At 51.5% G+C, this 13,916-nt stretch carries 12 protein-coding genes; 3 read left to right on the top strand and 9 right to left on the bottom strand.

All coding sequences use genetic code 11. The features are described 5' to 3' along the window. Positions 1–79: 79 nt before the first annotated feature. Complete coding sequence (locus AC5JO6_RS21500) at positions 80–424, bottom strand: hypothetical protein (RefSeq protein WP_496083083.1); 345 nt, start codon at positions 422–424, stop codon at positions 80–82. Between the two features lie 118 nt (positions 425–542). Here AC5JO6_RS21500 and AC5JO6_RS21495 point away from each other — a divergent pair, with 118 nt between their 5' ends. After that, positions 543–1,550 carry a hypothetical protein gene (locus AC5JO6_RS21495; RefSeq protein ID WP_496083082.1) on the top strand — a complete coding sequence of 336 codons (1,008 nt, stop codon included), beginning with the start codon at positions 543–545 and terminating at the stop codon, positions 1,548–1,550. A 12-nt stretch (positions 1,551–1,562) separates the two neighbouring features. Here the strand turns inward: AC5JO6_RS21495 and AC5JO6_RS21490 are convergent, their stop codons facing one another. The 6 genes from AC5JO6_RS21490 to AC5JO6_RS21465 all read right to left on the bottom strand — a co-directional run bounded on the left by AC5JO6_RS21490 (position 1,563) and on the right by AC5JO6_RS21465 (position 7,340). Further along, positions 1,563–1,970 (bottom strand): ExbD/TolR family protein, encoded by a 408-nt coding sequence (locus tag AC5JO6_RS21490; RefSeq protein WP_496083081.1) that lies wholly within the window; start codon positions 1,968–1,970, stop codon positions 1,563–1,565. Positions 1,971–2,008: 38 nt separating this feature from the next. Beyond that, positions 2,009–2,704: a MotA/TolQ/ExbB proton channel family protein gene (locus AC5JO6_RS21485; protein ID WP_496083080.1), complete on the bottom strand. Its 696-nt coding sequence runs from the start codon at positions 2,702–2,704 to the stop codon at positions 2,009–2,011. 145 nt (positions 2,705–2,849) lie between these two features. After that, entirely contained in the window at positions 2,850–4,028 is a 1,179-nt protein-coding gene (locus AC5JO6_RS21480; protein ID WP_496083079.1) for a hypothetical protein, read from the bottom strand. Positions 4,029–4,047: 19 nt separating this feature from the next. Continuing rightward, on the bottom strand, positions 4,048–4,518 hold the full coding sequence (locus tag AC5JO6_RS21475) for a hypothetical protein (RefSeq protein WP_496083078.1): 471 nt from the start codon (positions 4,516–4,518) through the stop codon (positions 4,048–4,050). A 1-nt stretch (position 4,519) separates the two neighbouring features. Beyond that, on the bottom strand, positions 4,520–4,909 hold the full coding sequence (locus AC5JO6_RS21470; protein ID WP_496083077.1) for a hypothetical protein: 390 nt from the start codon (positions 4,907–4,909) through the stop codon (positions 4,520–4,522). 670 nt (positions 4,910–5,579) lie between these two features. After that, a complete protein-coding gene (locus AC5JO6_RS21465; protein ID WP_496083076.1) occupies positions 5,580–7,340 on the bottom strand; it encodes a mechanosensitive ion channel in 1,761 nt (586 codons plus the stop codon). Between the two features lie 282 nt (positions 7,341–7,622). Between AC5JO6_RS21465 and AC5JO6_RS21460 the strand changes: the two genes are divergently transcribed. Next, positions 7,623–8,081: an SRPBCC family protein gene (locus AC5JO6_RS21460; protein ID WP_496083075.1), complete on the top strand. Its 459-nt coding sequence runs from the start codon at positions 7,623–7,625 to the stop codon at positions 8,079–8,081. Positions 8,082–8,207: 126 nt separating this feature from the next. Here AC5JO6_RS21460 and AC5JO6_RS21455 read toward each other — a convergent pair whose 3' ends face one another. Both AC5JO6_RS21455 and AC5JO6_RS21450 read right to left on the bottom strand, forming a co-directional pair. Continuing rightward, complete coding sequence (locus tag AC5JO6_RS21455; protein ID WP_496083074.1) at positions 8,208–9,107, bottom strand: sensor histidine kinase; 900 nt, start codon at positions 9,105–9,107, stop codon at positions 8,208–8,210. Between the two features lie 234 nt (positions 9,108–9,341). Continuing rightward, complete coding sequence (locus tag AC5JO6_RS21450; protein ID WP_496083073.1) at positions 9,342–9,962, bottom strand: L-threonylcarbamoyladenylate synthase; 621 nt, start codon at positions 9,960–9,962, stop codon at positions 9,342–9,344. Between the two features lie 371 nt (positions 9,963–10,333). Between AC5JO6_RS21450 and AC5JO6_RS21445 the strand changes: the two genes are divergently transcribed. Then, on the top strand, positions 10,334–13,894 hold the full coding sequence (locus AC5JO6_RS21445) for a PAS domain S-box protein (protein ID WP_496083072.1): 3,561 nt from the start codon (positions 10,334–10,336) through the stop codon (positions 13,892–13,894). The last annotated feature ends 22 nt before the right edge of the window (positions 13,895–13,916 follow it).

The following is a 13,916-nucleotide window of genomic DNA, read 5'->3' as shown; positions in this document are numbered from 1 at the left end:
GTTAGATTAGGTAACAATGACAACCGTACAACCAGATCAGTTAAGTGAAAACCAAAGGAAACGTAACAGCAGGTTAAGGTTAGTTAAACGCTTGCTTAAGACACTTTAAATCTTCACTTTTTAGCTTTGGTGAATAGGTCAATGAACTAGACTGTGCGATCGCTATACGAGCGATCGTGACCGTACATGCAACACTCATTCGGCTCACTAAACGCCCGTCAGAGGTGGCTTTACGCCTCCACGATCGCGCTGTAGGCAGCACACATTTAGCCTCTTCAAAAACAATAGAGCGTTCTATATTGAGTCTGATCAGCGCGATCGCTACTATCCGGTGCGATTTGGTAGTCTGGGCGACCTGTCTACTCACAAAGAGCCAATTATGATGCTTGTATAAGAGGCAAATGTTGCCCGTCTCCGCTGTCATCGTTGTGCACAATCCTGCGATTCACATACTATTAGTTAGCTCATTTACAGGCATTGTAACCAGTGATTCTGTAGCTACTTGATCGTCTCCACAACTCCATCTTGCTGCACTCACTGCTATGTCAAACTCCCTGTCTCTGAAAAACTTACCTGCGCCCGTGCGATTGCTCATTCGACCGATGCTAGTGGCGGCGATCGGGCTGCACGTGCTATTTCTATTTACGCCACTACCGTCTGAGGAAAAACCCAAAAAGCCAGACGACAAGGAAAATCCCGTCAAAATCACGCAGTTGCCCACCGCCAAACCCGCTGCCCGTGCAAAGTTGGCGAAACCAGCACTGCCAAAGATCGATCGTCCCAGGGCAGCGGTAAATGCACCGCCTGCACCCAAAGTGCCAGCCACGCCGCGCTCTGGCGATGCCGGTAGATCAACCGACACGACGACAAAAGACCCGTTTGCTGCGTTCCCCCATTACCCAGGCTCAGTGGGTGGTTTTCAGGGTCTCGAAAATCTGCGAGTCGCCAACGGTGCCTCTCTTGTTTCAGTTGTGGCTCATTTTCGGAAAGCACTGCCTATCCAGAAATTTACGTTGAGCGACGAATCAGAGCCAAATACGTTTAAGGTCTCCAAAGATGGCGTTAGCTACTTTCTGAGTGTTGTAGAAGATGGTTCACAGACCTTCTACTTACTCGGTGCTGATAAATTAGACAAAGCTAAACTAGCGGCAATTAAAGAGGGCAAGGTAGTAGGCATACCGCCGGAGTTAGGCAACATTGCCAAGGCGATTGACGCGACGTATGCCACCTCTCAAGATGATTCTGCAACCTCTCTGGATGTTTCAGAGGGAGGTTCCTTCTTCGAGCCAGACAAAGATAACCCTTCAAACGAGGTCTATGTCGATGGGATCTCTGAGACACGGATTATTGGCGGTCAACCTCCTGCCCAGGTTTATCAGGCACTACAAGCAACTGCTTTGAAAGGGTTTGAGAGCGTTACTGACGCAGGAACGTATGGAGGCGGTTCGCTTTATGAACTCAAGAAAGGCAAGTTCACAGGCGGCTTAAGCCTGGTGCCAGGTAAAGCTGGTGGCACTGTTGCTGTGATTTGGACGAAAAAGCCGAATTAGCTACAGGTGAACTTATTCGATCGCCAACGAAACGCGATCGCCGCCGATGTCGCGTAACGTACCTAACACCTGAACGACCTTATCGTAAGTGACCTGCTTGTCTGCTTTAAGAACAACCGTGCCTTTCGGGTTCTTTTGCAGGTAGGCTACGATAATCTGTGCCAACTGTGCCTCAGAGGCGGGGGCATTATTCATCAAAACCTGCCCCTGGCGGTTCATGGCAACAATGATGGGATCGACTGGCTTTTCTTTACTGATGCCTCTGTCACTGCTGGGCAAGGGCACGTCAACCGCTTGAAAGCTGGTCAACGACATCGAAACGATGATGAAAAATGTGAGGACGGTCAGAATCACGTCCATCATGGGCACCAGATTGGGTTCTGGCATCTGGGAACCTTGCTGTTGCGATTTGAATTTCATGACACGTCCTGGTAGTAAGTGACAGCGATCGACGGAAGCTACGAATGTCCACTAATAACAGGTTCGGGAGTAGGATGAGTCGAGCGATCGCCATTCACCTCATCTGCTTCATACCAAACATGACGGTAGATCACCTCAAGTTCGCTACCAATCTTTGAGAAATAGTCGATCTGCTTTGTTTGAAGTGTGACAAAAACGCGAAAGGCTGCTAGCGCAATGATGGCAACCACCATGCCCGCCGCTGTCACAATGAGCGCTTCGCCAATTCCAGCCGCTGCTTTAGATGTGTCGGCACCTGTACCGCCGCCACCAATATTCAAGTTGGCGAAGGTGGTAATCAAACCTGTAACGGTACCGAGCAGTCCTAACAGTGGTGCCAGAGCAACGACTGTTTCGAGGAGCTTATCCCCTTTCCGCATGTGCACAAATTCTTGATCGCCTGCCGCTTCCATTGCCAGACGAAAGGTTTCGGGTGTTGGGCGCTTCAGCTTCAGCGGTGCTAACAAAAAGCGTCCGATCGGCAACGACTGGTTCCGTTCAGCGATCGTCCGTGCGTCATCAAGACTGTAACGGGCTGCGTCTAGCACATCATGGGCAATGCGATCCTCGCCACGCGACAGTTGAAACCAAAACCAGGCGCGTTCCAGCGCACAAGCAACCGTTGCCACCGATAAACCCGCCATGGGGATCATGACTGGACCGCCATCAGATAACAAATCGAATAACGTAGACATTTTAGAATTTCGAGAAGACGGCTGGTTCAGGGTTCTGAATCTAATTCGACCCTCCTCGCTAGAATAGCGGACTTGTCGGTTGGTCTGGTTAACGCAAGGTAAACAAAACGTAGGGGCGCTGCATGTAACCCTCCTACGAATCAGATCAATTCCTTACCTGCGCGATCGCTCTGGTTTTGAGCTGAGGCAAATCCTGAGCGATAATCTGGTCGGCTACTTTTTCAGCAGGCGGCTTCTCGGCAACTCTGTCTTGCGGTTCATCCTCCTTCCGACGTGCCAATGTCTGCTGTTGATAGACATCCAGCGCTCGGGCGATCGCCGTCAACCGTCGATTCTGATCATGGCTGATGTTGCCTTCTGTGTTGCCCAGTCCAGGTGCTTCCCAGCGATTGAGCCGTGGATTCCAGTACGACTGTGTACGTGCCCACAAGACAGCCTCCGATCCCGTCAGACCACGATCGCGCGCTTTTTTCAGCCACTCCACATAGCCCGGTGTGTCTAATGCTGCTAAGGGAGCCTGATTTGCCAAGTCGATCGCATTGAGTTCCTCTTCCAGCGACAAACTCAAGCGGTGAGCATCCGCTTTTTGACGAATGACATCCGCCTGCCTCTGCAAGCGCCGAAGCTGCTTCTCATCGGCTTCTTGCGGCGATCTGGCTCCGTGCTGGTAAGAAAAACTGCCCAGGTTCCAGACGTTATTGCCGGGGTCAGAGTGCCCGTAGTAAGCACGAGTCTTGTTACCATCAGCAGTCCGTGTACCTTCGGCGTGTCCCACAGTGCGGGCAACCAGCGAGTCAGAGCCACCCGTAAAAAGGTCAGCCTCAGTGTTACTTGAGGGTGCTGAAGCGACGGTTGGAGGCGTGGGAGGTGGTGGCGCAGTAACGGCAGTAGAAGCCACAGGCGGATCGAAGCTGAGCGCTGTGGTGGGAGTGGGAGCAGTTGGCGTAGCATCAATAGGCGATGTTGTCTGCTTCTCGGCTGACAGCACGGTTGCGTTCGCTAGCGTGGAAGTGTCAGACGGACTAGGCGTACCAGATGTATTGATGGATACGTCGATCGCACCACCATTATCAGTGGGAGCAGCCAGCGTATCGGCACGGGCAGCGAACGCACTGGAGAAAAAGGCAATCAGGCTGAGAGCAATCAGAGCAGGAGATTTCATGGGCAACTGAGGGCAGAGGGGTTGGGTGATGGGAAGTGGGGGAGCAGAGGAGGCAAGGGGAGCAGGGGAGCAGGGGAGCAGTTTTGAGTTGCGAATTTTGAATTGCTGCTGACCGCTGATAGCTGACCGCTGACTGCTAATAGCCGAAGGCTCAACGAGCAATCTGAGACCAATCCTCTCCCTATGTTTTTTTCAAGGTGCGTTCCAGAATGGCTTTGGCAGGCTCCACGATCGCCCAGGTACCGTTTGGCTGCTTGCGTAACGCCGCAAATCGAAGCAGATTACCCTTGCCAAGGGCATCACCTTGATTGACTTCGCCCAGTTTTGGGTTGTTGAGACCACAGAGGCGAAACAGGTAGGCAGGCACATCGGGGCTAGAGAAGATCAGACAACGATGCTTGTCGTATTGGGTGCGACCATCAAACGGTGCATAGACACTATTGCCATCTAAAGCAATGGAAATATCTCCAAGACCGCCGAGCACACGACGATCGCCAACAGTATCGTCCGGTTGCAATTCCCAGGATTGATAGAGTTTGATATCTATCGTCGAGTCACTGCCTGGAGTACGGGCACAACCAAGCGGCAAAAGCGACAGTAGAAGCGTAGCAATGCCCGCAAATGTCCTGATAAAAATTGATGGTGTGTGCATTCTAGTGACGGAAGCTGAAGGAGTAACTGGCATACTCGTCACCCTCGTAGAGGATGACCAGCCAAGTTTGAGAGTCAAATGCTAATGGGTAGGCTTCGCGACGAGAGGAAACGCCCGCTCGAACCTTTACGTCCGGCAACTGACAATACGGCTCTTTCAGGACTTGGCGTACTTGCGCTTTGTTAGAACGCTCCGGTACCGCCAGCAGTCTAGAGAGCTGTTCCCTCGACAAAATCGCCTTCGACTGCACAACTTCTTGACAAACTGTTTTAGTCGGCGGAGGCGTTGGCAACAAGCCGCGTGGGTCTGCTAACAAGCCAAACGCTGCTACGACAGACCCACCAGCCAGCATATATTTCATACTATTGGTGCGAGATTTGCGACGGTGCATCGTTCCAGTCCTCGATCGGTAAAAGTCGTTGATGAAGTAGGGTAAGCAATATGCCCCTGATCGAGCATCTGTAATTTCTGGGTTACAGAAAGGGGCTGATGATAAAGCTGGCTCACTAGCTCTCGTGTATTCCCAGTTGCTAATGAAACCACTATCCTCATTCTAAAGGAGTATTTAGTACAAGAGTACTATAAATGATTTCGGAAAGTCTACAACCGAAACTTCACAAATTGCCAAACATGAAAAAACTCCCTGTGTTTTAAGCAGAGAGTTTTTCAATTGACGAATTTTTAAGGTTAAGGCTCAGCACTCAGCCGTCAAGGTTGCGTTAAGGGCATAAGTAGGGGGGTTGGAATCAAATGTAGGATGGATAAAGCCGTTCCGTCATACAAGAAAAGCGATCGCGTAACCCATACGGGCGTTGGGTTTTGTGCCTCAACCCAACCTACACAGGTTTTATCTTTAATTAGACCCACTTACTTAACGCGATGTGCAAGTAAATTTGCCCTCATCCCCACCCTTCTCCCCAGGGAGAAGGGCTTTCGGACTTTCCAGTTCCCTCTCCTTCTGGGAGAGGGCTAAGGTGAGGGTGTCTCAGCAGGCGTTTCAGGAAAGTCGCACATCGCGTTACTTAAAGAGCTGATAGCTGATAGCTAACCGCTGATTGCTCTTAGTACGGTCTATTCTGCTTGAACGATGCCAGCCATTCTCGCACCTGTTCGCCTGCTGCATCACGACCGCCCAAGCCAAAAGCGATCGCGATCGCCACTGCAACCGCTCCCAGCAGCAATCCAAACGCGAGTTTGACAATATCAGGACCCACACCAATTTGATCGAGTGAAATTGCCGTCACTAGCGCAATGATGGAAATTCGCGCCGTTTGGGCAAGGATTTTCGACTGTGAAGTGTTCGAGCTGTTGATCAGACCATAAGCAAAGTTTGCCAAATAAAGCCCGATCGCAAATATGACTAGCCCTGCCAGCACTCGACCAAAAATAGTGAGTAACCCAAGGACGATCGCCTTCAAACCAGCGAAATTCAGCACATCGATCGCAGCAACCGCCGCGAAGAGCACAATCCCTACCAGCACAACGACACCGACAATTTCAGAAGGCGTACGCGTTGGTGGTGCTGTTGACAGGTTCGATTCTTGAATCGTGGTTTGTCCCATCATTGGCGGCGGCACATCAGCCCGTGGCACAGACGTAAACGGCGTTGACTGGATGCCCAACCAGTAAAAGATATTATTGAACCCAACGCTCGTCAGAATGCTCGTTACCAGGTCTGCGACAAACTTGCCCAGCACGTAGGCTGCGACCAGAATCAGCACTGCTGTGAACAGTTGAGGTAGCGCTCTGAGAATTTGATCAAGCATTGCCGTTGCTGGACCAGAGATCGAGGGAATCTGGAGCGCATCCAGAGCAGCAGTGGCAGTCGGAATTAAAATCAATACATAAACGAGTGTGCCCGCTAGCCACGAAAGCGATTGTCCGCCAGTGCTACGATTTAAACCGAATTGTGCGCCTAAGCGATCGGCACCAGCCGCCGTCAACAGGTTTGTGACAATGCCTCGAACGACGCGAGCAATAATCCAACCGACCACACCAATCAGCACCGCTTTCAGGATCTTCGGCAGCGCTGCCAGAACATCATTCAGCAAATTTTGCACGGGTTGAAGCGGTCCCTGCAAATCGAGTACGCCTAAAACCAGCGGCAGGAAGAACAGAAAGATCAGCCAGTAAAGCGCCGTTCCCAGCGTCTCGCTAAGCAGTAGCGGTGCTTCAGGTGCGGGTGCACCGAGTTGAGACACTGATTGTTGAGACACTGGTTGTTCAGACGCTGGCGCTGTTTGGGCGAAGCGATCGTCCAGCCCAAAGCTCTGCGCGATGCGAATGACGACCGTTTTTGCCAGCGTTGCCAGTAACCACGCGATCGCCACCAAGATGCCAGCCGAACCAAGCTTTGGTAGATAGGAAAAGATTTGACTCAGAAAATTATTCAACGGTTGCGACACTGTCGTCAGCTTCAGCGCATCTAGAAACGCCACGACTGCGACAACCGCAATAATCCAAAAGACAATACTGGCGATCAGCTTCTCAATCTGGAATGGCTCACTACCCGGTTGCTGCCGGATCACTGCTCCAGCAATACGATTGTCTATATCTGTGCGCTTGAGTAGCCCAGCCACAACCTTGCTAACGATCAACGCAATGATCAAGCCAATGACAAGAATCAGAATGGCACCCACCAGGTTTAGCACCGTCGGACCCAGTGCTCCTAGCCCAAGCGCTGCAAGGAATTGAGTGACTGGGGAAACAACCGGGCTTGAATCGACGGGTGCAGGCGGTGGAGCTTGCGCCAGCAAACCACTTGTCAGGATTGGTAGTTGCATCCTGAATGCATATTCAAAGTGCTGTGAAATTTCGTCCATGATTGCCTCAATCAACCTCAAATGCAGCGAAAAACGTACAAAATAACCGATCGGTCAAGCTAGCTGACTAAAGATATACCGCATAATCGTTAAGGTCTGAGTTTTGATTTGCGATCGCTGCTCTACCATTGCTTGACATCCAAAGCGAATGCCTTTAACGATTCAGTGCCAAAAAACGTTATGGGGATGTAAGGAACATCACATAACGGTTCAGCCATACTAAGTTTCATTCTCAATTGAGTCATCTATCTCTATGAAGAATAAAGCCTGACCGAGAAAATTATGTCCGAGCTACGGGTATTTGAACAATCCATCCAAATTAATGCCAGTGCCACAACGGTAGAACGCTGCCTTATCGAGCGTGACTTGATGCATCGTTGGCTTAACCCGGCGCTGCGCTGTGAGCCGATCGACGAGTGGTCTACCGAGTTGGGCGGTCGCAGTCGATTTGTGATTCAGCTACCTGTCTTGCAGCCGACGCTCAATAGTGTGGTGATTCAACGCGAACCGGGTCTCATCGTGTGGGAGTTTAACGGCTTTTTCAAAGGGCGCGATCGCTGGGAATGTAACCCTGAGCTGCAAGGTACACGCTTGCTGAACCGCTTTGAGTTCATGATCCCCAATCCTCTCGTTCGCTTTGGGTTCAATACCTTTGCTATTCAATGGACTAAAGACGACATGCAGGCGCAGCTACGTCGCCTCAAGCGGGTTGCCGAAACGGTCTATCAAGGACTGTCGTAGAAACAAGGCTTCTAAGTTACTGGGCGAATTAAACCAAAGATGATTTTGGGGGTGGAGGGGGTGGAACCCCCTGCCTGGGGGCAACGCTCCCAAACCCCTCCCTCACAATTAATTGTGGCTACCTACTTACTCCGGCTCTGGCACGACTAGCGGGATAGAGCATTGGAATCGCAGTCGATGGCGCTCCGAATCGTCGGTAGACTCGTTAGTTGAGGGCACGTTCAACACCGATAACGTTCCCTGCATCAGTAAGACAAGCATCTGGCTGGTGAGCAAGCTGAGACCTGGAGAAGGAATGTCTGAGGTTGCAGCAGGCTTACGGAGCCAATCGATCGGTTCGCTAAGCGGAAACGAGTCGCCGTCGATCCAGTCGCTGTCAATCCAAATCTGGGCGCACCCTGTTTCTACTGCCACCTGGACAGACACGTCGATGCTGCCTTCCTGCATTTGGGCGATCGGTGCATCCACAAGATAAAGCAACACCTGCTTCAAGCGCTGTGGGTCAGCAAGAACATAGAGTTCAGGGTCAGGCAGTGCCACCTTGAGCTGAAGATTGCGATCGGCTGCCTGAAGGTAAGTCAAGTCATGCACCGTTTGAAGCAATGACGCTAACTGAATTGGCTGTAGCGCCAGCTTCATCGTGCCGTGCTCTAGCCTCGCTACCTCTAACACACGATCTAAAACCGCGATCATTTTCAGCGCCGATTCATTTGCTTGAGCAATAAACTCTCGTTCTTCCTCAGGGCTATCACATAAATCTGACAAAATAAGTTGCTGCATACCAATGATGCCGTTGAGCGGCGATCGCAGCTCGTGCGAGGTGCGTGCTAGAAAGCCTCCCTTAAACTGATTCGTCTCAGTCGCCAACTGGTAAGCCAGTTGCAACGACTGTAAAGCAAGCTGGTTTGGTTCTGCCTGAGGAAGCGACTGAGAGGGCAACGCAGCAAGCAGAGCCTTCGATCGCCAGCGCCAACTCAGTCCCAGTCCAATCCCTAGCCCTAACCAGAACACATCAGTCCAATGCATGACTCTACGCTAAATGCAGATTACAGTCTCAGAAAATCATAGACTCTTGCAGGTAGGATGCCCTAATTTGAGGTGAGGGGAGAGGAGAGAGGAAGATGGGGAGCAGAGGAGGCAAGGGAAGCGGGGAGTTTTGAGTTAATTCTGGCTACTAACGACTGACCGCCGCTTAAACTTTTAGACTTTAGCCTTCAGCTTTTTAGACTTTAGATCTTAGACTTTAGCCTTCTCCGCTCCTCACCTTCTCACCCCCTCATCCTCCAACACCACTGCTCCCTGACGCAACACTTCCCAACTGTTTCCCGTCCACCGGATAACCGTTGATGGAACTCCCGATGGGCTTAGCGTGTCTGCTGTCAAAGCGCTTACTTCTGACGGCAAGAGTGTGAACACCTGGGGAAACGCGATCGCAATTTCAGCCATTGTTTGCAGGGCTGGTTGACCAGAGCGATTCGCGCTGGTAGTGGCAAGAGGACCCGTCTGAGCAAGGATGGCGATCGCGATCGGGTGGTTGGGCACCCGCACCCCAATCGTTGAAGGCTGTTTCGGGTTCATAGTGGGCGGTACACGATCGCTGGCAGGTAATACCAGTGTCAAGGCTCCAGGCAGATGGCGATCGACCACCTGCTGCCAGATTTGACGTTCTGCGGGACTGCCAGTGACGTATGACCAAAGCTCGGCGATCGTTGCTGCCATCAAAATCAATGGTTTCTCCAACTGGCGCTGTTTGGCAGTAAAGATCAGGTCGGCGCGATCGGGGCGCACGCTGAGTGCTGGCACAGTGTCAGTTGGAAAACTGATCATACAGTCCCCAGAGTGAGCCTTGGCTGCTAAAACAGGCAGTGAAACTTGAGGCATCGCTTACGTTAGAAGTACAGACTTTCTTGGCATTATTCTTTATAAGTCTAATTTTTATTAAGCTAAAATAGCAATTCCCTTAGAGAAATCTAGCTTAGAGAAATCTAGCGCTCTCACCAGTGCAGCGATCGCTCTAGCTAAAAGGTCATGCTGTCTGTTTTACATCGCTCTTATGCAGTTTCAGCAGCAATGGCAACCTTTTGTGATCTGGCTAAATAGTCAATCATTTTTTATTGCGATCGGTGCAGTAGGCAAGGCTTACATAAGCAGCTTTACGTTTTCAGCGATCGCCAGCAGTTACAGACTTGACCAGCAGTCACCGAAAGTACATCAGTCTTGCTACGGTAAATGCATACACTTCAGCGAAGTTCATGACGGCAGAACGATTTCAGAGTCTGCGTGAATATTGTCGAGATGATGCCGCCTTTGAAGCGTTGCAAAAATTTCTCTGCGATGATGACAATGAACAGCAGCTTGAAGCGGGTCTTACCGACCGCACGCACGCGCAGGTGATCCTAGAATTGCAGACCGAATTAGCGCAGGCAAACGCAGCCTTACAAGCCGAAATTGCTGAACGACGACAGACTGAAGCCGCCTTGCAGCAGGCGGAAGTACGCTATCGCAGTATCTTTGAGAACGCGATCGAAGGCATCTTTCAAAGCACGCCAGATGGTCACTATTTAAGCGCTAATGCTGCACTGGCAAAGCTTTATGGCTACGATTCGCCAGAAGAACTGATGGCAAGCTTGACCGATATCCAGCATCAGCTTTATGTAGATAGCGATCGACGGGCTGAATTCATTCGCCTGGTGCAGACGCACGGCACGATCGCAGAGTTTGAGTCACAAGTGTATTGCAAAGACGGGCGAAAAATCTGGGTCTCAGAGAATGCCCGCGCTGTTTATGATGCGGACGGTACGCTGCTGTACTACGAAGGGACAGGCGAAGACATTACCGAACGCAAACAGGCAGAATTTGCCTTGCAGCAGAGTGAAGCCCGCTATCGGGCAGTGGTTGAAGATCAAACGGAGATGATCGATCGCTTTTTGCCTGACGGTACCATCACCTTTGTCAATGATGCCTACTGCCGCTTTCATGGAAAAACTCGCGCCGAACTCATCGGGCAAAACTTTATCTTGCTGTCACCAGAACAGGTGCAGGGCGAAATTCGGCAGAAGCTGGCTGCAATCAGCGACGAATGTCCAGCGCTAACATCCGATCAACTGTTCATTACTGCCGATGGTGAATCGCGGTGGCATCAATGGACCGATCGCGCCATTTTTGATGCCCAGGGCACCATTGTCGAGTTTCAGGGCACCGGGCGAGATATTACTGAGCAAAAGCAAGCTGAGCAAGCGCTACGAGCAAGCGAGGCAAAGACCAGTGCGTTGCTGCATGTCATTCCAGATTTCTGGATTCGGCATCACCGTGATGGTACCAACCTCGATTGTAAGACGGATACAACGGCTGAACTGGCGCTACCACTTGACCAACTGATCGGCAGAAAATTTCAGGAGTATCTACCGCCAGAGTTAGCACAAAACCGCTTAGAGTACATTGCACAGACCCTGGCAACAGGCGACGTGCAAACGTTTGAATATCAGATCGTGATCAACGGCGAACAACGGGATCAGGAATCTCGTATGGTTGTTTGCGGCACGGATGAAGTGCTGGCGATCGAGCGCAATATTACCGATCGCAAGCGAGCTGAAGCGCAACTCCGGCAGCAAGCTGAGCGCGATCGGGTGCTGAGCGCGATCGCCCTGCGTATCCGCCAATCGCTGAACCTGGAAGAAATTCTGGAGCGCACAGTAGCGGAAGTGCGTCAGTTTTTGCAGACCGATCGCGTGCTCATCTACCGCTTTGATGCTGCCCATACAGGTGTACTGGTTGCCGATGCAGTCGCGCCTGAGTGGGATGTTCATACAGCAAGTAACCTGCATCAAGTCTGGTATCGAGACCAGAATGACACCTATGAGCGGGGCGAAACCTACGTTGTCAACGATATTGCCCAACTGGTGCTACCCGCCGATTATCTAGCAATCATGCAGCAGCTCGACATCAAAGCAAAGCTAGTGGTGCCGATCGTGCAGGGCAATCAGCTCTGGGGCATCTTAGCGGTGCATCAATGCTCTGGTGCGCGACAGTGGCAACCCTTTGAAATTGCGCTGCTAGAGCCACTGGCAACGCAGGTGGCGATCGCTATTCAGCAGGCGCAACTGTTTCGCCAGGTACAGCAGCAAGCACAGCGCGAACAGTTGCTCAACCAGATTAGCCAAACGCTGAACTCCAGCCTGGATGCTGACTATATTCTGCAAGAAATTGCCAACCTGATTGGGGAAGGGTTCCAGGTCGATCGCGTCTTGATTCTGACCATTGCAGAAGAGGCAGAGGTGCGGAATGAATGGCGGGCAAACGAACAGGTTGTCTCACAGCTTAGTCTTAAGGTGCCGCTGGCAGACTGGCCCGATCTACTGGATGCCAAATCAGACTTTTACCAACGTCGCTGTTTCCATTCGCCTGACTACAGCCAGGAACTACTCACCGACGCTCGTAAACGGCAGCTTGAACAGGCACAAACCGTCTCTGTTCTCGCCTCCCCCATTTTGATTCACGGTCAGCTTTTTGGGTCGATCGCGCTACAAACTACTACCTGCCGTCGCGTCTTTACTGAGGAAGAGATCCAATTGCTCCAGCGGATTGCAGACCAGGCGGCGATCGCCATCTCCAACGCCCAAAGCTATGAGCGGCTGGAGCACCTGGTTAAAGAACGAACGCAGGAGCTAGAGCACGAGAAACTGCTCTCAGAAGCCGCTAATCGTGCCAAGAGCGAATTTCTAGCCACCATGAGCCATGAGCTACGCACCCCTCTTAACGCCATCCTGGGCTTATCGCAACTGCTAGAGCAGCAAATTTTTGGAACGCTAAATGCGAAGCAGGCAGAATATATCAGCCACATTCACAGCAGCGGCGATCACCTACTGTTGCTCATTAACGATATTTTGGATCTGGCAAAAGTTGAATCAGGGCAAGACACCCTTAACCCGGTTTCAATCAATGTCTTAGACCTTTGTAGCTACTGCCTTACCCTCGTGCGCGAACAGGCGTACGATCGCGGCTTACAGTTAGCCAACCAGTTTGACCACGCGGTTGGCACCTGCATAGCAGACGAACGCCGACTGAAGCAAATCCTGATTAATTTGCTTTCTAATGCCATTAAATTCACGCCAACGGGGACGATTACCCTCATCGTCGAGAAGCAGCCTGAAGGGATTGCCTTCACGGTGGCTGATACTGGCATTGGCATTGCCTCAGAACAGTTGCCCCTGCTCTTTACACCGTTCTCGCAGCTAGACAGCCAGCTCAATCGCCAGTATGCAGGCACAGGTCTGGGGTTAGCGCTGTCGCGCAACCTTGCTCGGTTACACGGCGGCGATATCACAGTGACTTCGCTGGTTGGTGAAGGCAGTCGCTTTACGCTTTACCTACCCAATCCTCAAACGGCAGGATTGCCCTCTCCAGCAGTCGCTTCACCAGCGGCGAAAGAACTCTATGCCCAACTGTGGACATCACAACGCATTCTGGTAGTTGAAGATGATACCTGTAGCGCGATCGTGCTGGAGGACTACTTACAAGCGTTTGGGCATGAAGTGGAACATCTGAGCGATGGCGATCACTTTTTAGAGACGGTGCACCGCTTGCAACCTCGCTTGATTCTGCTTGATGTGCAGCTAGCGAGCGATCGCAGTGGGTTAGAGTTACTTGCCGAACTCCGCGCCCAACCCAAGCTGCAAGACATTCCGGTGATTATGGTGACGGCAATGGCAATGGCTGGCGATCGCGAAAAATTTATTACTGCCGGGGCAAACGCTTATCTCAGCAAACCGATCGCGATCCCACAGCTTGAAACATTGTTGTCGCAGTACCTGTAGCCATCCAATTGGAATCCCGACA

The organism is Tildeniella sp., assembly GCF_059505325.1.
Note: the sequence above shows the minus strand (reverse complement) of the source record. Positions and strands in the feature narration are given on the sequence as shown.

What these genes read in the sequence shown, in the direction of transcription:
- AC5JO6_RS21500 (WP_496083083.1), bottom strand. Translation starts at nt 424, where the DNA reads ATGACAGCGGAGACGGGCAACATTTGCCTCTTATACAAGCATCATAAT.
- AC5JO6_RS21495 (WP_496083082.1), top strand. Translation starts at nt 543, where the DNA reads ATGTCAAACTCCCTGTCTCTGAAAAACTTACCTGCGCCCGTGCGATTG.
- AC5JO6_RS21490 (WP_496083081.1), bottom strand. Translation starts at nt 1,970, where the DNA reads ATGAAATTCAAATCGCAACAGCAAGGTTCCCAGATGCCAGAACCCAAT.
- AC5JO6_RS21485 (WP_496083080.1), bottom strand. Translation starts at nt 2,704, where the DNA reads ATGTCTACGTTATTCGATTTGTTATCTGATGGCGGTCCAGTCATGATC.
- AC5JO6_RS21475 (WP_496083078.1), bottom strand. Translation starts at nt 4,518, where the DNA reads ATGCACACACCATCAATTTTTATCAGGACATTTGCGGGCATTGCTACG.
- AC5JO6_RS21470 (WP_496083077.1), bottom strand. Translation starts at nt 4,909, where the DNA reads ATGCACCGTCGCAAATCTCGCACCAATAGTATGAAATATATGCTGGCT.
- AC5JO6_RS21465 (WP_496083076.1), bottom strand. Translation starts at nt 7,340, where the DNA reads ATGGACGAAATTTCACAGCACTTTGAATATGCATTCAGGATGCAACTA.
- AC5JO6_RS21460 (WP_496083075.1), top strand. Translation starts at nt 7,623, where the DNA reads ATGTCCGAGCTACGGGTATTTGAACAATCCATCCAAATTAATGCCAGT.
- AC5JO6_RS21455 (WP_496083074.1), bottom strand. Translation starts at nt 9,107, where the DNA reads ATGCATTGGACTGATGTGTTCTGGTTAGGGCTAGGGATTGGACTGGGA.
- AC5JO6_RS21450 (WP_496083073.1), bottom strand. Translation starts at nt 9,962, where the DNA reads ATGCCTCAAGTTTCACTGCCTGTTTTAGCAGCCAAGGCTCACTCTGGG.
- AC5JO6_RS21445 (WP_496083072.1), top strand. Translation starts at nt 10,334, where the DNA reads ATGACGGCAGAACGATTTCAGAGTCTGCGTGAATATTGTCGAGATGAT.